The sequence below is a fragment of the Siccirubricoccus phaeus genome, assembly GCF_008360935.1.
Classification (GTDB): Bacteria; Pseudomonadota; Alphaproteobacteria; order Acetobacterales; family Acetobacteraceae; genus Siccirubricoccus; species Siccirubricoccus phaeus.
Genome location: NZ_SRXO01000009.1, coordinates 163,232 through 188,154, shown reverse-complemented (window position 1 = coordinate 188,154; position 24,923 = coordinate 163,232). Strand labels below are relative to the sequence as shown.

Annotated in this window: 24 protein-coding genes and 1 tRNA gene; 14 read left to right on the top strand and 11 right to left on the bottom strand. The window is 68.1% G+C overall.

The window, feature by feature from the left end:
- Positions 1 to 45 precede the first annotated feature (45 nt).
- Both gpt and E5N76_RS14760 read right to left on the bottom strand, forming a co-directional pair.
- Positions 46 to 537 (bottom strand): xanthine phosphoribosyltransferase, encoded by a 492-nt coding sequence (gene gpt, locus E5N76_RS14765; RefSeq protein ID WP_149538076.1) that lies wholly within the window; start codon positions 535 to 537, stop codon positions 46 to 48.
- Positions 537 to 878, bottom strand: a complete 342-nt coding sequence (locus E5N76_RS14760; protein WP_149538075.1) for a tRNA-binding protein — start codon at positions 876 to 878, stop codon at positions 537 to 539. Before E5N76_RS14760 ends, gpt begins: the two co-directional genes overlap by 1 nt.
- A 384-nt stretch (positions 879 to 1,262) precedes the next feature.
- Here E5N76_RS14760 and ggt point away from each other — a divergent pair, with 384 nt between their 5' ends.
- The 3 genes from ggt to E5N76_RS14745 all read left to right on the top strand — a co-directional run bounded on the left by ggt (position 1,263) and on the right by E5N76_RS14745 (position 5,060).
- Positions 1,263 to 2,876, top strand: a complete 1,614-nt coding sequence (gene ggt, locus E5N76_RS14755; RefSeq protein ID WP_235907713.1) for a gamma-glutamyltransferase — start codon at positions 1,263 to 1,265, stop codon at positions 2,874 to 2,876.
- 205 nt (positions 2,877 to 3,081) lie between these two features.
- A complete protein-coding gene (locus E5N76_RS14750) occupies positions 3,082 to 3,567 on the top strand; it encodes an O-acetyl-ADP-ribose deacetylase (RefSeq protein ID WP_149538074.1) in 486 nt (161 codons plus the stop codon).
- Positions 3,564 to 5,060, top strand: coding sequence for an amidase (locus tag E5N76_RS14745; protein ID WP_149538073.1), 1,497 nt, complete (start codon positions 3,564 to 3,566; stop codon positions 5,058 to 5,060). Before E5N76_RS14750 ends, E5N76_RS14745 begins: the two co-directional genes overlap by 4 nt.
- A gap of 164 nt (positions 5,061 to 5,224) precedes the next feature.
- Here the strand turns inward: E5N76_RS14745 and E5N76_RS14740 are convergent, their stop codons facing one another.
- Both E5N76_RS14740 and E5N76_RS14735 read right to left on the bottom strand, forming a co-directional pair.
- Positions 5,225 to 6,301: an HlyD family secretion protein gene (locus tag E5N76_RS14740; RefSeq protein ID WP_207791982.1), complete on the bottom strand. Its 1,077-nt coding sequence runs from the start codon at positions 6,299 to 6,301 to the stop codon at positions 5,225 to 5,227.
- 20 nt (positions 6,302 to 6,321) lie between these two features.
- Complete coding sequence (locus E5N76_RS14735) at positions 6,322 to 6,822, bottom strand: MarR family winged helix-turn-helix transcriptional regulator (RefSeq protein WP_149538071.1); 501 nt, start codon at positions 6,820 to 6,822, stop codon at positions 6,322 to 6,324.
- A 76-nt stretch (positions 6,823 to 6,898) separates the two neighbouring features.
- Between E5N76_RS14735 and E5N76_RS14730 the strand changes: the two genes are divergently transcribed.
- The 11 genes from E5N76_RS14730 to E5N76_RS14680 all read left to right on the top strand — a co-directional run bounded on the left by E5N76_RS14730 (position 6,899) and on the right by E5N76_RS14680 (position 16,893).
- Complete coding sequence (locus E5N76_RS14730) at positions 6,899 to 8,407, top strand: DHA2 family efflux MFS transporter permease subunit (RefSeq protein WP_149538070.1); 1,509 nt, start codon at positions 6,899 to 6,901, stop codon at positions 8,405 to 8,407.
- Positions 8,408 to 8,452: 45 nt separating this feature from the next.
- Positions 8,453 to 8,542, top strand: a tRNA-Ser gene (locus E5N76_RS14725).
- A gap of 237 nt (positions 8,543 to 8,779) precedes the next feature.
- Entirely contained in the window at positions 8,780 to 10,291 is a 1,512-nt protein-coding gene (locus E5N76_RS14720) for a tyrosine-type recombinase/integrase (RefSeq protein ID WP_149538069.1), read from the top strand.
- Positions 10,288 to 10,866, top strand: a complete 579-nt coding sequence (locus E5N76_RS14715; protein ID WP_149538068.1) for a hypothetical protein — start codon at positions 10,288 to 10,290, stop codon at positions 10,864 to 10,866. Before E5N76_RS14720 ends, E5N76_RS14715 begins: the two co-directional genes overlap by 4 nt.
- Before the next feature lie 100 nt (positions 10,867 to 10,966).
- Entirely contained in the window at positions 10,967 to 11,215 is a 249-nt protein-coding gene (locus tag E5N76_RS14710) for a hypothetical protein (RefSeq protein WP_149538067.1), read from the top strand.
- Positions 11,216 to 11,357: 142 nt separating this feature from the next.
- On the top strand, positions 11,358 to 13,496 hold the full coding sequence (locus E5N76_RS14705; RefSeq protein ID WP_235907716.1) for an AAA family ATPase: 2,139 nt from the start codon (positions 11,358 to 11,360) through the stop codon (positions 13,494 to 13,496).
- A 159-nt stretch (positions 13,497 to 13,655) separates the two neighbouring features.
- Positions 13,656 to 13,841 (top strand): hypothetical protein, encoded by a 186-nt coding sequence (locus tag E5N76_RS14700; protein ID WP_149538065.1) that lies wholly within the window; start codon positions 13,656 to 13,658, stop codon positions 13,839 to 13,841.
- Positions 13,842 to 14,169: 328 nt separating this feature from the next.
- The gene (locus E5N76_RS14695) at positions 14,170 to 14,532 is read left to right on the top strand and encodes a hypothetical protein (RefSeq protein ID WP_149538064.1); all 363 of its coding nucleotides are present in this window, start codon (positions 14,170 to 14,172) and stop codon (positions 14,530 to 14,532) included.
- Between the two features lie 139 nt (positions 14,533 to 14,671).
- The gene (locus E5N76_RS14690; RefSeq protein ID WP_149538063.1) at positions 14,672 to 15,463 is read left to right on the top strand and encodes a hypothetical protein; all 792 of its coding nucleotides are present in this window, start codon (positions 14,672 to 14,674) and stop codon (positions 15,461 to 15,463) included.
- Complete coding sequence (locus tag E5N76_RS14685) at positions 15,460 to 15,942, top strand: hypothetical protein (protein ID WP_149538062.1); 483 nt, start codon at positions 15,460 to 15,462, stop codon at positions 15,940 to 15,942. The genes E5N76_RS14690 and E5N76_RS14685 overlap by 4 nt, the downstream gene beginning before the upstream one ends.
- A 264-nt stretch (positions 15,943 to 16,206) precedes the next feature.
- Positions 16,207 to 16,893, top strand: a complete 687-nt coding sequence (locus E5N76_RS14680) for a hypothetical protein (protein WP_149538061.1) — start codon at positions 16,207 to 16,209, stop codon at positions 16,891 to 16,893.
- Positions 16,894 to 17,264: 371 nt separating this feature from the next.
- Here the strand turns inward: E5N76_RS14680 and E5N76_RS14675 are convergent, their stop codons facing one another.
- From E5N76_RS14675 to E5N76_RS14645, 7 genes are all read right to left on the bottom strand, one after another.
- The gene (locus E5N76_RS14675; RefSeq protein ID WP_149538060.1) at positions 17,265 to 17,663 is read right to left on the bottom strand and encodes a hypothetical protein; all 399 of its coding nucleotides are present in this window, start codon (positions 17,661 to 17,663) and stop codon (positions 17,265 to 17,267) included.
- Between the two features lie 79 nt (positions 17,664 to 17,742).
- On the bottom strand, positions 17,743 to 18,573 hold the full coding sequence (locus E5N76_RS14670; protein ID WP_149538059.1) for a hypothetical protein: 831 nt from the start codon (positions 18,571 to 18,573) through the stop codon (positions 17,743 to 17,745).
- Complete coding sequence (locus E5N76_RS14665; RefSeq protein WP_149538058.1) at positions 18,509 to 18,991, bottom strand: DUF488 domain-containing protein; 483 nt, start codon at positions 18,989 to 18,991, stop codon at positions 18,509 to 18,511. Before E5N76_RS14665 ends, E5N76_RS14670 begins: the two co-directional genes overlap by 65 nt.
- A 4-nt stretch (positions 18,992 to 18,995) precedes the next feature.
- A complete protein-coding gene (locus E5N76_RS14660) occupies positions 18,996 to 20,036 on the bottom strand; it encodes a hypothetical protein (RefSeq protein WP_149538057.1) in 1,041 nt (346 codons plus the stop codon).
- Positions 20,020 to 22,197, bottom strand: a complete 2,178-nt coding sequence (locus E5N76_RS14655) for a DUF1156 domain-containing protein (protein WP_149538056.1) — start codon at positions 22,195 to 22,197, stop codon at positions 20,020 to 20,022. The genes E5N76_RS14660 and E5N76_RS14655 overlap by 17 nt, the downstream gene beginning before the upstream one ends.
- A gap of 411 nt (positions 22,198 to 22,608) precedes the next feature.
- Positions 22,609 to 22,899, bottom strand: coding sequence for a PIN domain-containing protein (locus E5N76_RS14650; protein WP_149538055.1), 291 nt, complete (start codon positions 22,897 to 22,899; stop codon positions 22,609 to 22,611).
- Positions 22,896 to 23,192: a hypothetical protein gene (locus E5N76_RS14645; protein ID WP_149538054.1), complete on the bottom strand. Its 297-nt coding sequence runs from the start codon at positions 23,190 to 23,192 to the stop codon at positions 22,896 to 22,898. Before E5N76_RS14645 ends, E5N76_RS14650 begins: the two co-directional genes overlap by 4 nt.
- Positions 23,193 to 24,923: the final 1,731 nt, after the last annotated feature.

The window sequence follows — 24,923 nt, the reverse complement described above, 5'->3', positions numbered from 1 at the left end:
GGAGCGCGACGTGAAGCGCCCCAGGACGCCACGCGCTCCTCGATCCTACGGCCCGGCGCTGCGGGCGATCGGCGCGACGAACTGCGCCTCCGTGTCCCAGGGGAAGAGGATCCAGGTGTCCTGCGACACCTCCGTGATGAAGGTATCCACCAGCGGCCGCCCGGCCGGCTTGGCATAGACCGTGGCGAAATGCGCCCTCGGCAGCAGGGCGCGCACCACCCGGGCGGTGGTGCCGGTATCCACCAGGTCGTCCACCAGCAGCCAGCCCTCGCCATCCCCGGCGGCGGCGGGCGGCTTCACCACCGCCGGCGTGCCGCGCACCTCCTCGTCATAGGTGACGACGGAGACGGTCTCGATCAGCCGGCATTCCAGCTCCCGCGCCACAATCGCGGCAGGGATCAGCCCGCCGCGGGTGATCGCCACCACGCCTTTCAGCCGGCCCAGCCCCATCAGCCGCCAGGCCAGCGCCTTGCTGTCCCGGTGGAGCTGGTCCCAGCTCACGGCGTAGTAGCGCGGGGCGGGGGCGGCGCCCGCCATCAGAACATCCGCCCGCCGAGCGGCACAGGAATATCCGGCCGCAGCAGGACCACGGCGCCGTTCTCGTCCGGCACACCCAGCACCAGCGCCTCGGAGAGGAAGGGGCCGATCTGCCGCGGCGGGAAATTCACCACCGCCACCACCTGCCGCCCGATCAGCCGGTCCGGCGCGTAATGCACGGTGATCTGCGCCGAGCTGCGCTTGACGCCGAGCGGGGGGCCGAAATCCACCCAGAGCTTGATGGCGGGCTTCCGCGCCTCCGGGAAGGGCTGGGCGTCGACGATGGTACCGACGCGGATGTCGATCTTCTCGAAGTCGGAATAGGCGATGGGGTCTGCCATGGGTTGGGCATAGCGCGGCCGGGGGGATGGCGGGAAGGGCGCTGGGGGGTCCGCACGCCCATGTCCTCGCGCGTCCGTCCGCGCCGGCGGTCCGCCCTCGCCCGGCCCTTCCCCGCCGGCGGAGGGAGTGCGCGTCCCCCCTCCCCCGCCCGGCAAGGCTGGGTTGGGAGAGCACCGGCCGGTGGGGCGCCAGCCGCTGGGGACATACCGCGGCCGGTGGGATGTGCCGGCCGGTGGGGCTGCGCCGCCGGTGGGGGCGGCGGCGGGGGTGCGGCCGGGGGCCGGTGAGCGCCCCCAGCAAGGCCAGCCCCGGGTTGCCGTCCCCCCGCCGCCATGCAAAGCCTGCCGGACCATCCCGCCCGACGACCGACGAAAGACCCGCCCATGCAGCGCGATTTCCACGCCCCCGGCCGCAGCGCCGTCTATGCCACCGGCGGCATGGCCGCGACCTCCATGCCCATCGCCACGCTGACGGCGGTGGAGGTGCTGAAAGCCGGCGGCAACGCGCTGGACGCCGCCATCGCCGCCGTCGCCGTGCTCGGGGTGGTGGAGCCGCAGAGCACCGGCATCGGCGGCGATTGCTTCTGCCTCTACGCCCCCGCCGGGGCCAGCAAGCCCATCGCGCTGAATGGCAGCGGCCGGGCGCCGGCGTCGGCGACGCCGGAGGCGCTGCGCGCCCGCCAGGTCAGCACGCTGACCAACACCTCCCCGCATGTCGTCACCGTGCCTGGCGCCATCTCCGCCTGGGAGAAGCTGAACAAGACCCATGGCCGCAAGCCGCTGGGGGAGCTGCTGCAGCCCGCCATCCGTTGCGCCGAGCAGGGCTTCCCGGTGCATCCCCGCGTCGCGCTGGACTGGGCCATGGCCGCCGGCAAGCTGCGCGGCAACGCCGCTTCCGCCCGCCGCTTCCTGGTGGAGGGCGAGGCGCCCCAGGCCGGGCACATCTTCAGGCAGCCGGAGCTGGGCAAGACGCTGCGCGCCATCGCCGAGCGCGGCGCCAAGGCCTTCTACGAGGGCGAGATCGCCGCCGACATGGTCGCCACGCTGAACGCCCTCGGCGGGCTGCACACCGAGGAAGACTTCGCCCGCGGCCAGCATGTGGCGGAGTTCGTCGAGCCGATCAGCATCGACTGGCGTGGCATGACGGTGTTCCAGTGCCCGCCCAACGGCTCCGGCCTGCATGTGCTGCAGATCCTCGGCATCCTCGGCGGCTTCGCGACGCCGGAGCAGGGGCCGCTGAGCGCCGAGCGCTACCACCGCCATATCGAGGCGGCGCGGCTGGTCTATCGCGACCGCGACGCCTTCCTCGCCGACCCCTCCCAGGTCGATGTGCCGGTGGCGAAGCTGACCGACCCGGCCTACCTCGCCGCGCTGCGCGGCCTCATCAGCGACGACCGCGCGATGAAGACGCTGCCGCCGGCCGGCACTTCGGACCTCGCGAAGCACAAGGACACGGTCTATCTCTGCGTGGTGGACGGCGAGGGCAATGCCTGCTCCTTCATCAACTCCCTGTTCGAGAGCTTCGGCTCCGGCATCCTCGCCGAGAAGTCGGGCGTCATGCTGCACAATCGCGGCTTCGGCTTCCGGCTGCAGGAGGGCCATGTGAATTGCATCGGGCCGGACAAGCGGCCGCTGCACACCATCATCCCCGGCATGGTCATGCAGGGCGGCCAGTGCATCATGCCCTATGGCGTGATGGGCGGGCATTTCCAGCCCATGGGGCAGACGCTGTTCCTGGCCAACCACTTCGAATTCGGCCTGGATGTGCAGGCGGCGATCGACCTGCCGCGGCTTTTCCCCTCGCCCAGCAAGGGCGTGGTGGAGGTGGAGAAGGGCATCCCGAATGCGGTGCTCGATCGGCTGACGCGGCTGGGGCATGAGGTGGCGCTGATCGAGCGGCCGCATGGCGGCGGCCAGGCCATCCTCATGGACCGCAAGGCGGGCGTGCTCATCGGCGGCAGCGATCCGCGCAAGGATGGCTGCGCGCTGGGCTACTAAAATCCCCACGACGTTGCTGCGCAACGCCGCGGGGGCCCCCTTATTCCCCAGGACGCCGCTGCGCGGCGTCCTGGGGGCCCCGGAGGCGCTCATAACCGGCGCTTCGGCACAGCCTGTCGCGGCAGAGCCGCGACAGGCACCGGGCGGCGAGGTTCAGGCATGGTCGGCCAAGCGGATATGGCCGTCGCGTTCGGAGGGGCCGTCAATGCGCGCGCTGAAGGCCGACATCACCACCCTGGCGCTGGATGCCATCGTCACCGCGGCGAATAGCGGGCTCCGCGGCGGCGGCGGCGTCGATGGAGCAGTGCATCGGGCGGCGGGACCGCGTTTGCTGGAAGCCTGCCAGGCCCTGGGCGGCTGCCCCACGGGCGAGGCCCGCCTCACCCCGGGCTTCGGCCTGCCGGCGCGCCATGTCATCCATGCGGTGGGGCCGGTCTGGCGGGGCGGCACGGCCGAGGAGGCGGCGCTGCTCGCCGGCTGCTACCGCGCCTCGCTGGGGCTGCTGCGCCAGGCGGGCGGGGTCTCCATCGCCTTCCCCGCCATCTCCACCGGCATCTACGGCTACCCGGCGGAGCAGGCCTGCCGCATCGCCGTCGCCACCTGCCGGGAGGCGGGCGCCGGGCTCGACATCCTCTTCGCCTGCTTCGACGACCGCACGCTCTCCCTCTATCTGAAGGAACTCGGCGCATGACCGAACCCTGCGACCTCACCGCGCTGGAGGCGCGCCGCCTGATCGGGCGCAAATCGCTCTCGCCGGTGGAGCTGCTGGAAAGCTGCCTCGCCCGCACCGCAGCCACCAACCCCAAGCTCAACGCCATGGTGGCGCTGGACACCGAGCGCGCCCGGGCCGCGGCGCAGCAGGCGGAAGCGGCGGTGATGGCAGGCGGGGAGCTCGGCCTGCTGCACGGGCTGCCGGTCGGCATCAAGGATCTGGAGGAGACCGAGGGGTTGCGGACCACCTATGGCAGCCCGATCTTCGCCGACCACGTCCCGGCCGCGGATGCCGGGGCGGTGGCGCGCATCCGGGCGGCCGGCGGCATCGTGTTCGGCAAGACGAACACGCCGGAATTCGGCCTCGGCGCCAATACCCGCAACCGGGTCTATGGCGCGACGGGCAATCCCTTCGACAACACCCGCTCCGCCGCCGGCTCCTCCGGCGGCTCGGCCGCGGCGCTGGCGGTGGGCATGGCGCCGCTCTGCTCCGGCTCCGACACCGGCGGCTCGCTGCGCAACCCGGCCGCCTTCTGCGGCATCCTCGGCTACCGCCCGAGCCCCGGCCTGGTGGCGAACGAGAAGCGGGCGCATGGCTGGACACCCCTTTCGGTGCTGGGGCCGATGGCGCGCAACGTGCCGGATGCCTGCCTGCTGCTCGCCGCCATGGCCTCCGACGATGCGCGCGACCCGCTGGCCTATACGCTGCACGCCCGCCCGGTGCGCGGCGAGCCGGCGCTGTTCCACCCGCCGCGCGGCATCGACCTCGCCACGCTGAAGCTCGCCTTCTCTGAGGATCTCGGCGAGGCGCCGACCGAGGGCATCGTCCGCCGCGCCTTCCAACGGCGGGTCGCCGCCATCTCGCCGCTCTTCCGTGCGGCCGAGGCGGCGCATCCGGATTGCCGCGGCGGCGACGAGGCCTTCGAGGTGCTGCGGGCGCAGGCCATGCTGACCGCGCATGCGGAGAAGGTGCGGACCAGGCCGCAGGATTGCGGCCCGAACATCATCGCCAATGTCGAGGAAGGGCTGCGCTACAGCCTGGCCGACGCCGCCCGCGCGGCGCAGCTCCAGACCAGAATCTACCGCGACTTCCAGCTTTTCTTCGCGCGCCATGACGTGCTGGTGACGCCGGCCATCACCGTCAGCCCGCGCGGCTGGCGGGAGCTTTATCCGAAGGAGATCGACGGGCAGGCGACCCGTACTTATTTCCACTGGCTGGCCCTGGCCTATTACGTGACCTTGACCGGCCACCCGGCGGTGAGCCTGCCCATGGGCGTGGATGAGCGCGGGATGCCCTTCGGGCTGCAGATCGTCGGGCCGCGCGGCGGCGATGCCTTCGTGCTGGGCGTGGCGGCGGCGCTGGAAGCGGCGCTGGCGGGGGACGCCAGCTTCGGCCGGCCGGTGCCCGACCTGGCGAAGCTCGGGGCGATGGCGGACATCGGCAAGATGGATGGGTTTCTCGGGTTTGATTGAGGAAGGGCGCTGCCCTTCCTCAAACTCCATCCCGCCAAGGGCCGAAGGGCCCTTGGAACCCTTGAGTTTTGGACCCGTCGGTCGAGACGCAAAACTCATGGTTTCCAAGGGCCCTTCGGCCTTTGGCGGGGTGAGCTCGAGAGGGGCAGAGCCCCTCTCGAACACTACCGCGCCGCCACCTCGCTGCTCGCCGCCTGCGCGCCGTCCCGGAACAGCCCGAACAGCCCCGCCGACAAATCGCCGAGCTGCCTCTGCCGCCCGGTATCGATGGCGACCGTCGCCGTCGCCCCCGCCCGCAGCGGTGGCTCCCCGGCAAAGGGTTCCAGCCGCACCCGCACCGGCAGACGCTGCACCACCTTCACCCAATTCCCCGAGGCATTCTGCGGCGGCAGGATCGCGAATTCCGCCCCGGTGGCCGGGCTGATGCTTTCCACCACCCCCACCCAGGCCCGGTCCGGGTAGATATCCAGCACCACCTTCACCCGCTGGCCCACCGCCACATGCGTCAGGGTGGTCTCCTTCAGGTTGGCCTCCACCCAGGGCCGCCGCTCCGAGACCAGGGCGAAGACCGGCGTCGCCGCCCGCACCTGCTCCCCGCGCTGCAGCTTCATGTTCACGATGGTGCCGCCCACCGGCGCCGTCACCGTGGTGCGCGCCAGGTCCAGCGCGGCGCGGTCGCGCTCCGCCAGCTTTTCCAACACGCTGGGGTGGTCGTCCGCCGGCAATTCCGGGTTGCCCTTCAGCGTGGTCAGCAGCCTTGCCAGCCGCTGGCGCAGCACATTGATGCGCTCCCGCGCCACCCTTGCGTCGCTCAGCGTCTCCTCCAGCCGTGCCGCCGGGGAGACGCCGCGGGCGGCGAGGTCCAATTGCCGCCGCGCCTGGCGGGCGAGGAAGTCGGCACGGCTTTCCAGCTCGCCCAGCTCGCTCAGCGTCTCATGGTAGGTGGCGCGGGCGGTCTCCACCTGGGCACGGGCGCTGTCCAGCTCCGCCTCCGCCTTGGCCAGCGCCAGGCGGAAGGGCTCCGGGTCGATCCGCAGCAGCAGGTCGCCGGCCCGCACCTGGGCGTGGTCCAGCACCCCGACCTCCGCCACCCGGCCGGAAATCTCCGGCGCGATCTCGATGATATCGGCCTTCACATAGGCGTTCTCGGTGGTGATGTAGCGGCCGCCGGTGAGCCAGAAGGCCAGCCCGCCGGCGATGACCGCTGCCGGCACCCCCAGCAGCAGGACCAGGCGCAGCAAGGTGCGTCTGCCGCCGCTGCTCATGGTGCGAGGTCCGGGCGGGGCGCGGGCGCCGGGGCGGCAGGGCGCGGCGCCATGCCCTGGAGCTGCGCCTTGACCCGCTCCAGCATCTCGGAGAGGGCCTCCCTCTCCTCCCCGCTCAGCCCGGCCATGGCATCGTCCAGCAGCTCCACCGCGATGCAGCCCATCTCCGCCTGCACCGCCTCGGCCTCCGCGGTCAGGTAAAGGCGGTTGATCCGGCGATCCAGCCGGTCCGGCCGGCGGACCAGCCAGTGGCGGCGCTCCAGCCGGTCCACCATCCGGCCCGCCGCGGCGCGCTCCACCTCCAGCATCTCCGCCAGCTCCGACTGGCTGACGCCCGGGCGGCGATGCAGCAGGGAAAGGACCAGCCATTGCGAGCGGGTGAGGCCGAGCCGGCGCACCCGCCGGTCGAAGGCGGCGCGCATCATCCGCGCGACGTCCGAAAGCAGGAAGCCGATGGTCCGGCGGTCGTCGATCTCGTTCAGCGGGGACGCTTCCATGACAGCTTGGCGGCTTCTTGTTGCCTAGGCTACCATTGCCCAGGCGACAAGGCCAAGGGGGAGGAACGAACGGGCGATGGCGGAACCGCCGGCAATCCTCGACCTGCCGCTGGGCCGCCGCCTCTTCATCATGGCGGCGGTGGTGCTGGCCTCGACGCTCTATGCGACGACGCTGCTGGTCGCCTCCACCCTGCTGCCGCAGATGCAGGGCAGCTTCGCGGCGACGGCCGACGAGATCGCCTGGACCACCACCTTCAACATCCTGGCCACCGCCATCGTCACGCCGACGACCGGCTTCCTGGTGGCGCGCTACGGCCGCAGGCGGGTGATGCTGGGGAGCGTCGCCCTCTTCACCCTGGCCACCTATCTGTGCGGCCAGGCGGAGAGCCTGGAGGCGATCGTCGCCTGGCGCATCCTGCAGGGTGGCGCCGGGGCGCCGGTGGTGCCGCTGGCCAATGCGATGGTGCTGGACAGCTTCCCCCGCCGCCGGGCGGGGCTGGTCAGCTCCATCTTCGGCATGACGGTGGTGCTGGGGCCGGTGATCGGGCCGGCGCTCGGCGGCGTGCTGGCGGAGATGTATAATTGGCGCTGGGCCTTCTACATGATCGTCCCCGCCGGGATCGTCGCCTGGGTCGGGCTGCGCTTCGCCCTACCGCCGGACCGGCCGGCGGCGCGGACGCCGCTGGACTGGCTGGGCTTCCTTTCGCTCTCCGTGGCGATCGCCAGTTTGCAGCTCGTGCTCTCCCGCGGGCAGCGGCTGGATTGGTATGAGAGCCCGGAGATCGTCATCGAGACCTGCGTGGCGGGCCTCGCCTTCTGGGTCTTCCTGGCGCACAGCCTGACGGCGCGGCAGCCCTTCCTCGACCTGCGGCTGCTGCTGGACCGGAATTACGCGCTGGGGCTGGCCCTGGTCTTCCTCTACGGCATGGTGAACTTCACCCCGACGGTGTTGCTGCCTTCGCTGCTGCAGCAGCATGCTGGCTATCCGGACAGCATCATCGGGATGATCACCGGCTACCGGGGCATCGGCGGCACCATCGGCTTCGGGGCGACCCTGCTGATCGGGCGGTGGGATCCGCGGATCGGCATGTCGATCGGCTTCGGCATCCTGGTGGTGCAGGGGGTGTGGCTGACGCAGCTCGACCTCAACACTGGGGTGGATGTGCTGCTGGCCAATGCGGTGCTGCAGGGGGTGGGGGTGGGGGTGGTGTGGGTGCCGCTGACGGTGATGACCTTCTCCGGCCTGGAGAACCGGCAGCTGGCGGAGGCGATGTCGCTGTTCCATCTGCTGCGGAACATCGGCTCCTCCCTGTTCATTTCGCTGAGCGTGACGGAGATTCTGCGCTCCACCACCATGAATTACAGCCGGATGACGGAGATGATCTCGCCCTATAACGAGGTGCTGGGGGTACCGGCGGTGATGGGAGGCTGGACGCTGGACACCCTGGCCGGGCTGAGCCGGCTGGGGCGGGAGATCGAGCGGCAGGCGGCGATGATCGGCTATGTGAACGCCTTCGGGATGTATACCACGGCCTGTGTCGTGGCGATCGGGCTGGGGTTGCTGGGGCGGAAGGCCAGGCGCTGAAGCGTTGCCTGAGGGCGGCGGACCGCCTATAGGGGCGCCGGCCACGGAGAGGTGGCAGAGTGGTCGATCGCGTCGGTCTCGAAAACCGAAGTACGGGCAACCGTACCGTGGGTTCGAATCCCACCCTCTCCGCCAATAACCCCATTTTCTGACGATCTGAGGCGCGCCACCAGCGTCTAACGGCCGCTATCTGGCCCGCCCTGACCCCCTTTATACCGTTGAAAACGCGACGTTTTGTCCTGCATCTGCCGGTGCGGGTGACGTTCTGCGCGTCTATCGCACGTCACCATTGCGCACCCTCTATCAGATGGCCTATTAGGGGACGCATAGGGGAACGGATTGACCGCCCCTTGCGGCGGAAGGAACCGGCAAATGCCTCGGATCGCCAAGGGCTTGACCGCGATAGCGGTGCAGAACGCCAAGCCCGGACCCGGCGGCAAGCCGAAGCGGTATGGCGCCGGGGGCAACCTCTATCTGTTGGTGCGGCCCGCCGTGGTGCGGGAGGAAGACGCGGCCGGGGACGGCTCCGGCACCACGGGCCGCCCCCGCACGCGGGCGGAAGCACAGGCGAGCGCGGCTCGCGCATGGGACGCCATGGAAGGACTGCGGGCGGGGACCATGACGCCGCAAGATGCGCGGGCGGTTGCCGCCGGGCGCCAGCCGGCCAAGGACGCCAAGGCGCCGCCCTTGGTGAAGTTCTGGTTGTTCCGATACACCATGCCTGGCGGGAAGCTGCGCGAGATGGGGCTTGGCTCGGCGCCCGGTTCCGTCTCGGGTGCGCCCCTGTCGCTCGCCGAAGCCCGTGAGAAGGCGGCTTCGCTGCTTCGCATGGTCCGCGAGGGCATAGACCCCTTGGAAGATCGCGACGCGCGGAAGGCGGCGGAAGCGGCCGAAGCGGAGCGCGCGAAGCTCCGCGCCGTCACCTTCGCGCAGGCGGTCGAAGCGTTCCTTGCCGACAAGGTGGAAGGCCGGGCCGGGGCCAATGAGAAGCACATCGCGCAGTGGCGCATGACATTGACCACCTATGCCCTGCCGCACTTCGGCGACGTGCCCGTTGCGGCGGTGGAGGCATCGCACGTCTTGGCGGCGCTGCGCCCGATCTGGACCACCAAGGCGGAAACCGCGAGCCGGCTCCGGGGGCGCATCGAAGCCGTGTTGGATTATGCGACGGTTCACAAATGGCGCGAGGGTCCGAACCCGGCCATGTGGAAGGGCAATCTTGCCCTGGCACTCAAGGCGCGTAGCCAAGTCGCCGAGGTTGAACACCATGCCGCCCTGGACTGGCGCCGCATCCCCGAGTTCATGAAGGCACTGCGCGAGCGCGAGGGCACGTCCGCCCGCGCCTTGGAGTTCGCCATTCTTTGCGCGTCGCGCTCCGGGGAAGTGCGCCTTGCGACGTGGCGTGAGGTTGACCTTGATGCCGCCGCGTGGACCATCCCGGCCGCCCGCATGAAGGGGAAGCGTGAACACCGCGTCCCGTTGGCGCCCGCCGCCGTGACATTGCTGCGCGGCCTTCTGCCGGAAGACGGCAAGCCCGATCCCGATGCGCTGATCTTCCCCGGCATGCGGAAGGGCACGCCGCTTTCCGACATGTCGCTTGGCGCGGTGTTGAAGCGCATGGGGCATGCGGACCTGACGGCGCACGGCACGGCGCGGAGCACGTTCCGCGATTGGGCCGGCGAAGCGACGGCGCACCCGCGCGAGATTATCGAGCGTGCGCTTGCCCACCAGACCGCCGACAAGACGGAAGCCGCGTATGCGCGCGGCGATCTGTTCAACAAGCGCGCCGCGTTGATGGCGGATTGGGCCGCGTATTGTGAGAAGGCGCCGGCTACCGTGCATCGGCTTCATGCCGACGCGGCGACGGCGGAGGCGGAAGCGTGAGCGCGGCATATTCCCTGCCCGACGCGGTGGCTTGGATTGCGACGCGCGACCATGACGGTTGGGCCGCGCTCGCCGATGTCGAGCGCCGGGGCAGGCACCACTACAACGTGAGCATTGGCCCTGCCCCTACCGCCGTCATTGATGGCGGCGCTGTAGCCGCTGCGGCTGAACTGCTTGACCATCTGAGGGAGGGGAAGCTTACCGCCGTTGATCGCAATGGCGACGTGCTACCCGCGACGAAGTGGTTGGTGGTGGATGCGGCGGACATCGTGAATGACCGCCGGCTAGCATCCGGTTCGCCATGGTTGGCTGGCATACGGCTGGCGGTGCGGGACGTGCAAAGGCTGTGGCGGGTGGCTCCCGCACCAGAACGTGCGACCCGGAGAAACGCGCCGGGAAGGCTCGCCGAGTTCGTGGCGCTGGTCATAGCAGCGGGACGGAAGACGAAGCGCGATGACTTCGTTGCACGCTGTATGGAGGCGTCGGGATGCGACCGTGCGGCGGCCCGGGAAGCCTATGCAGGCTTGCCCGAGACGATCCGCGTCCATCGCGGCGAGAAGATCGGCAGGGCGTAAATCGGCAGAAATCTTGGGGCTTGCCGATTTGCCGATCTGGCGCACGGCTGCGGTTGCGTGGCTTCTACCAACGTCAACCCTAGACGATGGAGAAGGACCAATGGCTATCACGCCCCATGCCGGCAGGTTCATCCCGCTTCCCGGCAGCGGCCAAAAGTGCCCGGTGACGGGACTGTGCCGCGCGTCGATCTACAACAAGGCGGCGGAAGGCGAGCTTCGCCTTATCAAGATCGGCCGTTCCGTGCGTCTCGATGCCGAGCACGCCGCGCAATGGCTGGCGAACCAGCCGACGCACACCGTCAAGCGCACGCTGCCGAAGAAGGCGAGCGAGCAAGAGCGCGCCGCCTGACGAAACCGCCGGCTCCCGCCACGCGGCGAGGATCGGCGGCGCTGCTTCCTGTCTCTCGCCCGGAACCCGAGACGATAGGCGCGCGTCACTGGCGCCGCGACGGTGAATGCCGGCCCGAAATGTGAGGACTGCGGCCGTGCTCATGTCGAAAGAAGACGCCGCCGTTGCCTGGGCACGGCGAGGGTTCAGGGTGTTTCCGTGTCTCCCCGATGAACCGGGACGCGAGGGAAACGCGAAGCGCGCGAAGAAGCCTACATGGGAAGGGTGGACGGAATGGGCCACCACTGACGAAGCGACGATCCGAGCATGGTGGAAGGGGCACGATTGGAATATCGGCGTCCTGACAACCGACATGGTGGCGGTCGATATCGACACGAAGCCCGGCCGCGACGGCATGGCGTCGTGGATGCAGGTTTATGGCGGCTTCGATACCCTGACGGTGCGCACGCCCTCCGGCGGGCTGCATCTCTACTACACGGGCGCGAATGTCGCGCTGAACCAAGGTGCGCTTGGTGCCGGCCTGGATATCCGCAGCCATCATGGCTACGTGCTCGCGCCGGGCAGCACGATTGATGGCGTGCCCTACCGTGTCGAGATTGACCAGCCGATGGCGCAGGCGCCGCGCGAAGTCGTGTTGCGGTGCAAGCCGCCGGGCGAGCGCGCGGCGAATGCACAACACGCCCTCGTGGACCTTGATACGCCCGCTGCGATCCATGCGGCCGTGTCCATCGTCAACGATGCGCCGGCCGCGATAGAAGGCGAGCGCAGCGAAGCGGCCTATAGGCTGGCGTGCCGCGTGCGCGATCATGGCGTGAGCGAAGCCATGTGCCGGCACATCATGGCGCCATGGGGCGAACGCTCCGCCGTAGTCGGCGACGATCTGCACATGCGAATAGGCAACGCCTACGCCTATGCGCAGAATGCCAGCGGCGCGAAGCACCCGGACGTGCTGTTCAGCGGGATCACTGTGCCGGAGCCGCCGTCCCTGATCTCGCCCGATGCCCTGGCGGCGGAGCGCGTCGCGTCCGCGCGCTCGCGCTTCAAGCTGGAAACGCTGGCCGATTGCGAGGCGGAGGAAGATGGCGCCTACATCGTCAAGGGTGCGCTGGCGCCGGGTAGCGTGAACTGCGTCTATGGCCCGCCCAACAGCGGCAAGAGCGTGTTCGCGTCGCATCTCGCGATGTGCGTTGCGCAGGGCCGCGAGTTCTTCGGGCGGAAGGTGACGGCGACGCGCACCCTCTACATCGCGTCCGAAAATCCCCGGAGTATCCGGCGGCGGCTGCGCGCGCTGCGGCAACAGCACGGCGACACGTCCGACCTTCTGCTGATCGGCGCGACGCCCGACCTTTTCAATGCCAGCGGCGACGCCGAAGCCATCACGCAAATCGTGCAGGATGAAGGTATCGGCCTTGTCGTGCTTGACGTGCTCGCCGATGCCTTTCCCGGCATGGACGAGAACAGCAACACCGGCATGGGCCGCGTGGTGCAGGTTGCGAAGATGTGGGCCGCCACGGGTGCGGCCGTGATCCTTGTGCATCATGTGGCGAAGGACCACGGCGGCACGCCGCGCGGCCACGGTTCGCTTCTCGGCGCCCTTGATTGGGGCGTGCTCGTGGAACCGGACGCCGAGACGGGCACTGTCAGCGCGAAATGGTGGGGCGGCGGCTCCGGCGGCAAAATCCGAGACGGCGCCGGAGCCGCTGTCCAGTTCCGCAATGAGGTCGTGCCGCTGGGCAAGGATCGCGACGGCGAGCGCATCACCACGGTTGTATGCCGGGAGATGACGGCGGCGGAGATACGCGCCGAGCGCGACGCGCAAATCAAGGGCAACCCTGCCAAGGTCCACGCCGAGGCGGTGCGTCTCGCACTGTCGCTCCGCACGCCGAACGCCGCGCCCGGCGATCCGCTGCCCTCCATTCCGTGCGACACGCTGAAAGAGGCATGCACGGCGGCGAGGGGCGTTCTGGACGCCGAGACGGACAAGGGGCGCAGCCGAGCATATCGAACGGCCGTCGCGACGCTGGAAGCCAAGGGCAGGCTCTACCGCGAGCCGGGCACGGAACGCTTCATCGTGTATGGCTGGGGCGATGGCGATCCTGTCGAGTTCAACAGCCGGCCCGATGTGCGCGACGCACGCCTTGCCATGGAGAACCCCGGAGCCGCCGTTGTGTCGCAGGCGCACGCCTGCGCCATTGTCGGGAGCATGCGCGGCGGCGCCGGGTTGAAGGTGGCGGACTTCGGCATTGTGTCCATTCCGACGCCCCCGAGCGCGCCTCACTGAAATCTCTACCTTCTGTCCAGAGTGGGGAGGCTGGGGGCGCAGGCGGGGCGCAGCAAGCGCAGGGCATAGCCCCCCTGCACCTGCTGCACCCTAACCCCGCGTGGTGCAGTCCGGTGCATTGCACCCCGATTGCGCTGCGCTGCACCCGAGCCCCTTCCGATGCAGCTTGTTCAAATCGGGCGCTTCGCTGGTGAACTGGCATCCTTCCGCGGCGGGCTATCTGGACAAAATGCCAAGCCCGAAGGCCAAGGCATTTGGATCATGGAAAATCCGAAGGGGCATGTTGGACAGATTGTAAATGGCGTATTGATTTACCCATCAATAGAAGTCGCTGCTTTTGAATAGACTACACAACGGAAATTGCGACAGAATGTCTCGATAATATTGTTCCTGCCGACCCGATTATTGCTTGACGGTTCCTTATTTATTCATATCTGATTGGCCTCATGACCACATCGGATCAGCATTCGCGGCCTTCGCCCCCGGCGGCTCCCGTGCCCTTGCGGCATTCGGGACTGCCGGCGCGTTCCGCCGTGATGGGCCAACGGCCGGGGCGTAGCTCCCGGCGGGAGGTAGCGCCGTGACGTATCCGCCCCCTCCGGCGCCGATGCCGGACGCTGCGTCGATCCCTTCGGCGCCCCGGAAGCGCGGGCGCCCGCCCGGCGCGAAGAACGTGGCCACCAAGATCGCGGAGGCGGCGGCGCGCGCAGCCCTGGACGGCATCACGCCCGATGGCGGCCCGGCCAGCGCAACGGCCCTGACGCTGTTGCAAACGCTGTATCGAGACGCGCGCCTCCCCATCGAAGTGAGGATGAAGGCGGCTGCACTGGCGGCGCCGCTGGAAAGCCCCCGGCCGGGAACCACTCCGCCGCCGCCGAAGCACTTGGCGGACTTGGCGCGTCGCCTTGATGAAGCATGGGCGCGAACCGGCCGGCCGGAGGCTGCACCCGCCGATCCCGAGGGAGCCGATACACCCATCGTTGAAGACGCGAAGGCGGCTGCGGATCGGGCTTGGCTTCGGGAACTTCTGTCGTGATCCGCGCGGCGAACCGTCCCGCCGCACCCCTCCGGCCGCGCATGGCGGATCAGTCTTCCGCCGGGATCAGCGGCGAAACCGTCGCTTCTCTCGCGACTTCTCGCGCGTCCCCTAATCCGTTCTTTCAATGGAGGTCCGCATGACCATTCCCGCCCCCACCTTCGCCACGGCCGCGCGCTCGGCGGCGGAGGAAGATGCCGAAATCGCCGCGTGGATCGCGACGCACTCGGAAGACGTGTCCCGCCTCCGCATCAAGCTCGCCGAGATGCCGGTGAACGACACGCACCGGAAGCATGTTCGGGCGCGCCTCGCCGAAGCCGTCGCGGCAATCGAGGATGCACAGGAAGCCCGCGCCGCGCTCCGGCCTCGCCTGGAAAGCGAACGCGCGGAGGCGGCATATCAGCGCGCCCGTGATGCCCACGCTGGCGCCCTCCATGACGTGGACAGCATCATCTCGGAACAGGCGGCGAGCCTCGCCCGTCAGACGAAGCACTTGGTCGCGTGCATCGCTGTCACGGCCGCCAACATCCAGCGCACCGCAGCGCGCGCCGGCCTCTCGCCTGACGCGATCCTGCCGGACGCCGAACGGCTTGCCGGGCAGGTTGTCGCGCAACTGGTGCTCGCGGGGCTGCTGGACGCGGAGCACATGCCGCAGCGTTACCTGAACGACTTCCGCATGATCGAACGCGGCGGGCGGCTGGTGGATCAACCCCTGTCCCCTGCCGCCGCCGTTGCCGCCGATGGCCCGCATGTGGCGGTGGATGAACTGCGGCGCGCAGTCGTCGCCAATGCTCCGCGCAGCCCGGAACAGGCGGCGCGTGCAGAAGCCGAGGCGGCGGCGCGGCGTGCTGCGGAGGCGGTGAGGCTGGCACAACCGCTCGCCCCCATGGGACCGTCGCCCGCCCCCTGGAACCATCTGGTGGGCCGATGAACACGCTGCGCCCTTCGGCTCATGCGGCGGGCGCCACCATGGACCCCGCGCAAATCATGGACGCCGTGAACGTCATGTCGCGAGCATCCATCGCATGGGCGGCCTATGCGATCCGACCGGCGGCGGCATCGCTTTCCTGCCACGACATCGCGGATCGCGTGCGCGACGCCATGGCCGGCCTGGACGAAGCGGATGCTGCCGTGCAGCCGCTTCTTGCCCGCGTGCGCACCGGCATCGGTATCCCCGGCGCGCTTCGATCCCATCAAGCGATCTTGGGCCGGGCGAAGGCATCGGTTTTCGATCTGCGCTATTTCGGCCCGCGCCGCGTTCCTGCCGAGATTGCGCGGCTGGCGGTGCTTGCCGTCGCGGAAGTGGATCGCAGCGTTATCCGGCTGCGCGCGGACATGCTCGCGGCCTGTGTCCTGAAACCGCATCCGCCCGCGCCGCCGATGCCGAGCGTGGAGGCGACGCCATCATGACGCGCCGCCCGCATCGTGCGACCGGACAACCGCGAGGGCGCCCGCGCGGCGCCACTGGCACAGTGGGGTGGCGTGTCAGGCTGTTCTTGCACCATCACGGCCTGCTTGACGTGATGTGCTTGCCGCCTGCCGGGCCGAAGTCGGAAGCCGCATTCCGTGCCGCCATCGCGGCCGGCATCTCGCCGGAACTTCCGCGCGGCAACACGCGCACCGGCCGCCCGCGCGGACGGCCGCCCAAGTCCTGCATCATGGAGGGGCAACCCCATGTCCGATGACTTCGCCGCAGCGGCGGCGCGCATGTATCCTTCGCACGGCGCGGTGCCCGCACCGGCCGCGTCCGCAGCGCCGGCCGCCGAGACGCGCCAGCCCGTCGCCGATCATGCCGCAAGCAACGCGCCGGGCGCTGCGGAGCCGGCGGAGCCGCGTGCGCCGTGGTCGCAGTGGGGCGAGCGCCCGCCCGCGCTGCCCGTGCAGCCCAAGGGCGTGCCCGATGCGCCTGAGTCCTTGAATGGCGCGGCGTTGATGTATGACGCCCCGCCCGGATCGGTTCGGGATGTGCAAGCCATCATGGCGTTGCCGGACGATCCGGCCGCCGTGGAAGCCGCCGGCTTCGATGTGACACCCGAAGCCCGCGCCGAGCGTCAGGAAGCCGCCACGGCGCTGCACGCGGTCGGCCTGTCCAGGGCGGAGGTTGACCTTGCGTGGAAGCATGCTGTCAGGGCGGCGCATCCTGCGTGGCAGGCGCCGAGCATCGAAGCCGCAGATGCCGCGCTGCGCCAGCACTTCGGGGACCGCTATGAGGACCAGATGACGGCGGCCCGTGAGTTCTATCAAGGCATCGTTGCGCGATCCCCTGCCATCAAGCGCCACGTGACCGCGAACGGCCTGGACCGAAGCCCGGAGTTCATCATCGCGTTGGCGAAGGCCGCGACGCGGCGACGTGCCCGGTAGCTGCATCTTGCTTCGCCGTGGTGCTGCGGCGCGCGTCCACTCCGCGCGGCGTGCCGCTTGCGGCGCCTTGCCCTGACGCGACGGCGCTGCCCGGCGGCGCCTATGCTCCGCGCCGGACCACCCCGCCCCTCGATATCGTGCAAGGGGTGGGGTGGGGGCCGCCGACACCCGCCCCGCCACTTCCCACAGACCCCGCTCGCACAAATTGCACCGCTGCTTCACCCATTCCCTGGCCCACCACGACACCACGTCCACAGTGGACGAAATGCGCGAAATGCGCGGCCCGTCTCCCGCCATCGACAGCCCGATTGCACAAAATGGCGCGGTGCGCGTGGCGCATATTCTGGCCCTGCTATTTTGCGGCCCGTCGCTTACTTCTGGGCTGCATCGTCGGCTTCGTCGGCTTCGGCGGCTTCTTGTTCCTCCAATTCCTCTTCGGCTTCTGGTGGCCCTTCTGCGGCATCGCGTTGCGCGATCAATGAAGTCACGTCGCTCCATTCTTCCATGCGGAAGACATGCACGCGGCGCACCCAACGACAGAAGGTCGGCGCACCGCTCTTCAAAGAGCCCTGCAATTTCATGATGGCAGTGATTGGGTTCTGCTCCGCCTCGGTGTGGTAGAGCGATCCTTGCGGGTGGGCGGTGAACCCGCATGTGGCCAAGGCTTTTGGTATCTCGGATTGATAGACGGTAGTGATTTGACTTTTGGTCATGCCAGAAGCGCGCATGCCCTTGGTGTCCAAATCGAAGGCTATTGCGTATTGAGCCATTGGATTTTCCCTACAAGTCGATTTCGCTTACACCAACACCGCTTGCCCGGTGCAACAATATGCAAACCGTCATGCTACCTTACACGGCGAGCGCGAGTTGACCGGGCGCGGCATCCTGAACGCGCAGCACGCCCAACAGCAACCACTGACGCGGCCGTTTGGCGACTGTGCCCATGGCGAGGAAGATGCGGCGCCCGTGCCGCTGCTCCGTGAACTCCGCGCGAAGGTGCGCGATGATCGCCGCATCATCTGAGCCGCGCTTGCGCATGTTGAAGAAGGTGGCGGTGGTTTCCCAATCGCCGCACTGCGGCGCGTGGCGCGTGCCGTCCTGATCCGTGAACGCCATCGCAACCGCGTAGGGGCACGGCTCGAAATCGGACACATCGCGATCTAGGAGGGACTGTTGCCGCGCGGCCTCGCGGAAGGCGGCACGCTCCGCGTCGATAACCTGCGGCTTCTTCGGGCGCGCCTTGAACGTGATGTCGCGCGGTTCGATGAGTGCGAGGCTTTCGCCCTGCGCGGAGGCTTCCCGTGTGGACGCGCGAAGCAGCGGGAGCACGGCGCCAAGGCGATCCCGCCCCGGCATGATGCGCCCCGGCTGCAACGTATTTTCTTCGATCCTGCGGCTTTCGCGTCGATAGTCCCCGCGCGGCGCCTGCCACGTGTAGTCCACCCATTGCCAGCGGGCGAACTGCTGTTCCGCTACAAGCTGTCGAAAGCGAACCGGATAGAGCCGACGCCACGCGCCCGATGCAGTGACGCCCGCGCAGCACACGGTTTCGCGGTAGCCCTTACTGGGCCGGGGGACTGCCTTGACCAGCACAAGGACCGCCTCGCGGTTGCCCTCATGCTGCGGCTGTTGCGCTCCCGGCGGCGCGTGGCGTATCGGGCCGGAGATGTTGGACGGCAAGGCCGGTTTTCCTCGCTATCGAGGCTGCCACGATAGCGCGATGGCAGCCGGACGGATCGGCTTCATAGCAAAGCAGGCACACCGAACGTTGCTCCGCGACGCGGGCGGCTTCGGCGAGCGCGGCTTGTGCGACGGCACCGCGAAGATGCGCCGTGTAGATGGTGCGGAACTCCGCCATGCGGCCCGCGCGCGCGGCCTCGCGGCCGGGCTTCGGGTCGCCTAGGTCGCGCAGATGCAGATAGCCGATGCCAGCTTCCGACAGGGCGGCGGCAAGCGCGGTCTTTGAGAAGCCCTTGCGGCGTGAAACCGCGACGGCGCGCACGTCCACAAGCAGTGACACGCGGGCGCGCCGAAGCGCGGAGAGAAACCCCTCTAGGCTGGCGCCTTCATAACCGATGGTGCGGAGTGTCGTGGCCATGTGGCTAGAGCGGTCGCGTGACAAATTCGGATAGGCGCGTGTGCTCTACCATCTGAGATATGGTTTCGAGCGTGAACACCTTGCCTCGCGTCGCAATCAACAGCTTTTCCATGTCGGCACGACGGACCTTGAAGCCACGACCGGCAATGCACGCGATCACCTCGAAGCGCGGCCCTTCTGCTTCCGTCCGGCCGCGCATTGCCAGCGTGCCGAGATGCTGCACGCGCGTCACCTTGTCCCGCGCCGTGCCATCGTCTTCCGTGAGCTTCGCTTCAATGACGACCTGCGGGTTGAACTCATTGGGCACGATGAAGTCTGGCGCCTGATCGAAGTTCTGGACGCGCTCGGCACGGGCTGTCTTTCGGAAGCTGATCCGTGGCGCCGTGAGCACCGCTTCAACGGCCGCCTCAACGATGTCGCCGACAAGCTCGGAAACAGAGTTGCGATGACTGACAAACGGGCTGCCTAGGAACCTCTCATACAGGACCATTGAGTAGGGCACGCCGAGATCGGCAAGCGGCTGTAGGCTGCGCAGCCCGTCGCGCGTATCGGCTTTGTCGAGGCGATGTAGAAGCGTCGGAAGCGTGTCGGGCACGCCTTCTGTCAGCATCTCGCATGCCGTCCGCACAAGGGCGCGGATGCGCTGTTCTGTGAGCCTGCCGTTGGCTCTCAAGGGGGTGGTCGGATCAAGCCGAATGTTCCGGTCTATGGTCCTTGCCGCGCTCTGCGTAACCAGCGTGTTCGTTCGCTGTTGTGTCACGTATGCCCATTCAGGCGGGGTGAAGCCGAGCATCGTCCGCAGCACGATGAACGTAATGGGCGTGGCGAGAACGGTGGCGAAGACTTGCTCCGGGTCGAGCACTCGGAAATCTCGCGTCGTTCGCTTGAGTGCTTCGTATCCCGCCTCGAACACGGGATACTCAATGAACCCCGCGCCCTTCGGCATCGTCAGGAACTCCGACCGGAGCGACGCGAACACTTCGTCAATGTAGTGGTCCATGTTCGCGGCGATGTCCGCGAACGGAACTTCAAACGGATGCGCCATCGGCGGTCTTCACTCCCGTGCGGTCTTTGCCGCTGTCCTTCTTCGTTGCTGGCGCGGGCGAGAGGCGGCCAATGAGCGCGGCGGTGTCGCCGAGCCCATCAACGACCTTGCCGAACAGCGTGAGCTTGTCGCGCATGCTCGCCGAGACATCCCAATCCGGGAGAAGCGTGAGCACCGCGAGGCGTGTAACATGTCCATAGACGATGCACCGCACGTCGCCGGCTGTCGGCTTCATGCCTGCCGCCCGAAGCTGGTCGAGTTCGGCCGCGACCATGTCGTGTAGCGCGCCAAAGGCCGGCACCTCTGGCACGTGCTCCGGGAGCACTCGGCACACGAATACGGTGTCAACGATGGACGACCCGGTTCCGTGAATGTGGATTGAGCCGCCCATCTCGGCGGGACACGGAAGCGCGGCCGTGCATGTGAGGTTGCCATCAAGGATGGCGACGCCGACAGCGTGATAGGCTTCAAGCTTGTTGTGGTGGAACGTGAACGCAAGTGGCCCGGCCGGCTTCAATGCGCGGGCGGCTTTCGCATAGACCTGCGCGAGCCCTGCGGCGAAGTGCTCTAGGCCGCGTTCCTGCGTCTGGTTGCCTGTGAGTTCGTTCGGCGACCGCGTGCTGATCCGGTCGAAGCCCTCCGCGTCATGGCTCACCAAGCTGCGGAGCCAAGCGTAGCAGAAATCCATCAACTCGCCGTATTGGACGTTCCCGAAGTAGGGCGGATCGGTGAACACCGCGTCGAGTGACCCCGGCGCGAGGTCCGCTTCCGTCGAGGTCGCGCAGCGGATCGTGACCTTCCGTGAACGCGATCCGGGCTTCGTCTCGCCGATCCACTCGCCATGCACGGGGACCGTCACCTTCCCCTTGCCGTTCTGCCTTACCTCAAATGGCGCGTCGCAGTAGCGTTTTGCCTTCGCGTATTTCTCAATGATGTTCGTCCAGCCGCCCGAGCCCACGCTTGCGCCGCTTTCACTGACGATGCCGAGTAGGTTGGACTCGCATTGCACCAGTCCGACCGGGAAGCCGTGCACAGAGAAGATGTCCAGAGACTTCAACGCCATCGTGTCATAGCGGCAAAGCATGTTCTGGTAGCGCAGAAGGTCGGAGAGGTTCGTCGCAAGGGCATGCCGCACGCGCTCATCGTTGACAGCGGAGATGAGTTCGCAGCTTCGTTCCAGGCCGAGTAGTTGTCGTGCGTTGAAGAGATCACGGTAACGCTGAAAGCCCCATTTGTGGAGGCGGTCGGTTTCGTCGCCCGGCAGGATTTCCGTCTCCGGCGCGAAGCGCGGCGTGATCGCGTTCCATCGCGCTTCTGCCGTGGCCATGCGGGCAAGATCGCGCGCGTCGGGCTTCTTGAAGAACCTGCCCTTGTGCTTCGCGCGGCGCTTCGGGTTGGTGTATTCGATGGCGAAGAGACGATGCCCGAGCGGGCGGCCTTCGCCGAGCGGATATCGGTTCACGTGGCCGCAGCTTGGGCAGGCGCAGCGGTTTCGCTTCGCCGGCCCTTCCACGCGAAGGGCCGCATCGCATGCATGGCACGCGCCGGGCTTGTCGAGGTCCGCGACTTCGTTCAGTTCGCCGCACGCATGGCATGCAAGGACGTTAAGCGGATGCCGCGTGTCGTCGCCGATCAGGTAGCCCGGGAAGAGATCGAATTGTTTGCCGCAGTTCGTGCAATCCAGCGTCTTCACCCAAAGCGCATACTTCACCGGCACGTCGCGGTCGCCATACAACGGGCAGTCTGTGAGGTAGAGGTCGCCAAGTTCCGTGGTGAGGGTCGCAAGCAACCTGTCGGCGGTCTGGCGATAGGCGCCTAGGTCGAGATGCTCGATTTCTTCGCGGACGATCCAGGCGGCCATGGGGTTGATGTCAAACCCGAGCACATCACAGCCGACGCGGTTCGCCTCCAAGAGCGGCGTGCCCCCTCCCATGAAGGGGTCGCACACTACCCGGCCCGGGAAATCGTTGGCGGTGAAGAACGCATCACGAAGGGGCCGGTCGCCGAACTCCGCGAGCGTCAGCCCCCGGAAAAGTGTCCCGGGCCGGCGGGCGAACCATTTGTGCACTGCGATGATGGGTCGGTAGTTCTGCTGTATCTGCTTCTCGCGGAGCGCCATGGCCGCGATGAACGGGATATCAAATCGGTGCTCAATGCCCATCGGCGCGGATCGTCCTGTTGTCCGGGTAGCCTCCCGGATTGCGGTAGCGGGCGAGCGCGCGGCCGGGGTGGCGCGTGCACCCTGAGCCTGGACGCTGCGCTATGCTACCCGCCGATCCGCGATTCGTTCTTCCATTGTGCCTCATGGCGGCTCGACGGGACAGCATGGACAAAATGCGGAAGCGGCGCGAGGGCTGGCCCGGACAGAACGGGCCATCAACTGGACAAACGGTCCATTGGGGAACCGATTAGGGGATGCGGCCTGCTCGCCCGTCCCAGGAGGGCCATAAACCTTGGGTCCGGGCGGACACCCTCTCCGCCAGTTCCCTTGAGCGTCGGGCTTTCCGACAGACCGACTGCCGCGCTGGGTGGCACGTTTCCTGGGGTTTTCGGGGCCAACCTGTTGACTGGCCTAGCCCGCAACCGACATCCGCCCCCACGCTTCGGCCACTGCCAAATCCACACCGATGATGCGCGCTCCGAAGGCCTCGGAAATGTCGCGGAGCCAGCGTTCCAGAGTGGCTGCCTTCGCCGGATCCCGCTGGCGGATGCCCTCGATCCCTCGGCGGATCTCACCCAGCGTCAAGACGCTGAGAAACAGGTCCCGGTCCTCGACCGCCGCCCACCAAGCGGCGACGCCAGGATGGCAGCGCGGGCCCTTCCGGACCTCGGAGATGATGTTGGTGTCGACGAGCCAAGTCACAGGTCGACTGCACGCCCGGTATCGCGGGACCGCGTGAGGTCGACGTCGTCGAGCGGCGCCGCGGCGAGCAGGTCCTTAAGGCTCCGCGCCGGCTCGGGTCCAAAGCGCCGCCGGAGCAGCGCGCGGGCCTCGCTGGCCTGGTCGGGGTCGGTCAGCGCCGCTGCTACCGCCCGGACGAGGGGAGCGTCCTCGCCCCGTACCTGCACCTCAACGCGCTGCAGGCCGCGGCTGCGCAGGCGACGCCGGTGCTCGGCGACGGCAGAGGGGGGCTTGGGCGTGGGCTTCGAGGGCATGGAGCATTCTTGCCAGTTTCCGGAAATCTATCCGGAAATACCGGCGATGCTCAAGGGAAACAGGGGAGCAGTCTCGGCGCCATCGGAGGCGACGCCTCTCTCCAAGGCAACAGGTCGGCGCGGGTTCGAATCCGGTTGCACTTCCTCCGCCAGTTCCCTTGAGCGTCGGGCTTTCCGACTGACCGACCCCCGCGCTGGGCGGCAGGTTCCTGGGATTTCCTGAGCAGACCTGTCGAGCGGCGAGAGTCGGAAGTCGCTCTTCGGTGGCCGTTGTCTTCGGCGTTCCTGACCTGGCCGAATCAGTACAGGCGAATACTATGCGATTTCTGAGCGGTAGCACGGATGGCGTGGCGCCAGAATGCGGCTTTCGCTCGGCGAGCGCGGGCTTTCCGACAACGTCGCGGGAGCGACTTGTCGCCTTCGCCAAAGGGTCCTCCCGTCATCCTGAGCGATGTCTGCATGCAAACTCTGGATCGACCGGACGGCGGACGCCCCAAGGTGCCAAGCCCGTTGCCGTCACCGCGATCGGCTCTTCTAGGATCTTCAACCTACCCTTCCCCGTAAGTCCGGTGCCGGAGGCACGATATTCATCCGCGAGGCCCGGGGGGCGCGGAGTTTCGCCGCGAGCCTCCGCCGGCCCACGGCCCTGCCACCGTCCGCGACTGCATCGAGCAGGTTCGGCTCCGACATGCGGCGGTGGGCGGCGCTCCGGAGGGACATCTCCCTGCGATATTCGACGGCCGTCCCGGACATCCAGCACGGCAATCTCCCCCAAGGAACTCCACGGCCAGGTGGAAACGGTGCGTGAGGTTGCCCGCCGCGGCCGGCACCTCGCCCATCCTCTCTTCCGGCTCAGTCGGGCGGGCTGCTGTCCAGCACGGCTTCCCGGGGGTGCTGTCCTTGGCTTCGGTCCCGGCGCCTAGCCTCCGGGAATCCGCGCTCCGATTCGCCCTTGGCCTTCGGCGCCTCCGGCAACCCAATCTGGACGGCGGGCGGCTTCATGCGACAGGGCCCAGCCACCTCGCCAGGGATCACGCGGATGCAGCCAGAGTTCATCTCCTCGTGACAGGCAGCAACGAACAGCCGGTCGTTTTTCAATCACTGGTAGATGGAACGGCCGCCTATGTGACTCCCAGTCGGTTCGACGCCGCCGCCGCCATCGTTGATTCCCGGCGATTAGCACTGTGCCGCACGCCGTTCGGCCAGGAGCCCCTGGCGGGACTAACGCACTCGTGAAATTATCGATGCCTCTCCGCGCGAATATTTCGGTCATTCTCTCGTTTAGGTTGTGGAGGACATCATGACCGCAACTTCATCGGTTATCTTGACATGCAGCGCCGCCGACAAGAGGTTGCTTTTGGACCTGGGGTTGGCGACAGCCGTATACTGGGAGCTCATCCCGGCAGATGTTCAAAAGCTACTGTTGGAGCAAGCATCTTTGGTATCGGAGGCATCCGACTCGGAGACTGGTGCGCCGCTCAATAATCCACCGGGGTCGCTGCTGAGCAGGCACTAGGATGCTATTGGCGCATAAGGACCAGATGCGGCCTGCCCGGCCGCGCGGTTCAGCCGCACCGCGGGAACGGCCAGCGCAGCGCCAGGGTTTGCCCGACTCCCAGCCGCTGATCCGGCCGCAGCTCGGGCCGGCCGCCCGCATGGCGGCGGCGCGCCGACTCTTCCCGGCGAGGGTGCCGCGCCCACCAGATGCACGGCATGGCGGCACCACCCGGT

Excerpts from the sequence above, each read along its gene's own strand:
- gpt (WP_149538076.1), bottom strand. The coding sequence starts at position 537 with ATGGCGGGCGCCGCCCCCGCCCCGCGCTACTACGCCGTGAGCTGGGAC.
- E5N76_RS14760 (WP_149538075.1), bottom strand. The coding sequence starts at position 878 with ATGGCAGACCCCATCGCCTATTCCGACTTCGAGAAGATCGACATCCGC.
- ggt (WP_235907713.1), top strand. The coding sequence starts at position 1,263 with ATGCAGCGCGATTTCCACGCCCCCGGCCGCAGCGCCGTCTATGCCACC.
- E5N76_RS14750 (WP_149538074.1), top strand. The coding sequence starts at position 3,082 with ATGCGCGCGCTGAAGGCCGACATCACCACCCTGGCGCTGGATGCCATC.
- E5N76_RS14745 (WP_149538073.1), top strand. The coding sequence starts at position 3,564 with ATGACCGAACCCTGCGACCTCACCGCGCTGGAGGCGCGCCGCCTGATC.
- E5N76_RS14735 (WP_149538071.1), bottom strand. The coding sequence starts at position 6,822 with ATGGAAGCGTCCCCGCTGAACGAGATCGACGACCGCCGGACCATCGGC.
- E5N76_RS14730 (WP_149538070.1), top strand. The coding sequence starts at position 6,899 with ATGGCGGAACCGCCGGCAATCCTCGACCTGCCGCTGGGCCGCCGCCTC.
- E5N76_RS14720 (WP_149538069.1), top strand. The coding sequence starts at position 8,780 with ATGCCTCGGATCGCCAAGGGCTTGACCGCGATAGCGGTGCAGAACGCC.
- E5N76_RS14710 (WP_149538067.1), top strand. The coding sequence starts at position 10,967 with ATGGCTATCACGCCCCATGCCGGCAGGTTCATCCCGCTTCCCGGCAGC.
- E5N76_RS14705 (WP_235907716.1), top strand. The coding sequence starts at position 11,358 with ATGTCGAAAGAAGACGCCGCCGTTGCCTGGGCACGGCGAGGGTTCAGG.
- E5N76_RS14700 (WP_149538065.1), top strand. The coding sequence starts at position 13,656 with ATGCAGCTTGTTCAAATCGGGCGCTTCGCTGGTGAACTGGCATCCTTC.
- E5N76_RS14690 (WP_149538063.1), top strand. The coding sequence starts at position 14,672 with ATGACCATTCCCGCCCCCACCTTCGCCACGGCCGCGCGCTCGGCGGCG.
- E5N76_RS14685 (WP_149538062.1), top strand. The coding sequence starts at position 15,460 with ATGAACACGCTGCGCCCTTCGGCTCATGCGGCGGGCGCCACCATGGAC.
- E5N76_RS14680 (WP_149538061.1), top strand. The coding sequence starts at position 16,207 with ATGTCCGATGACTTCGCCGCAGCGGCGGCGCGCATGTATCCTTCGCAC.
- E5N76_RS14675 (WP_149538060.1), bottom strand. The coding sequence starts at position 17,663 with ATGGCTCAATACGCAATAGCCTTCGATTTGGACACCAAGGGCATGCGC.
- E5N76_RS14665 (WP_149538058.1), bottom strand. The coding sequence starts at position 18,991 with ATGGCCACGACACTCCGCACCATCGGTTATGAAGGCGCCAGCCTAGAG.
- E5N76_RS14660 (WP_149538057.1), bottom strand. The coding sequence starts at position 20,036 with ATGGCGCATCCGTTTGAAGTTCCGTTCGCGGACATCGCCGCGAACATG.
- E5N76_RS14655 (WP_149538056.1), bottom strand. The coding sequence starts at position 22,197 with ATGGGCATTGAGCACCGATTTGATATCCCGTTCATCGCGGCCATGGCG.
- E5N76_RS14645 (WP_149538054.1), bottom strand. The coding sequence starts at position 23,192 with ATGCCCTCGAAGCCCACGCCCAAGCCCCCCTCTGCCGTCGCCGAGCAC.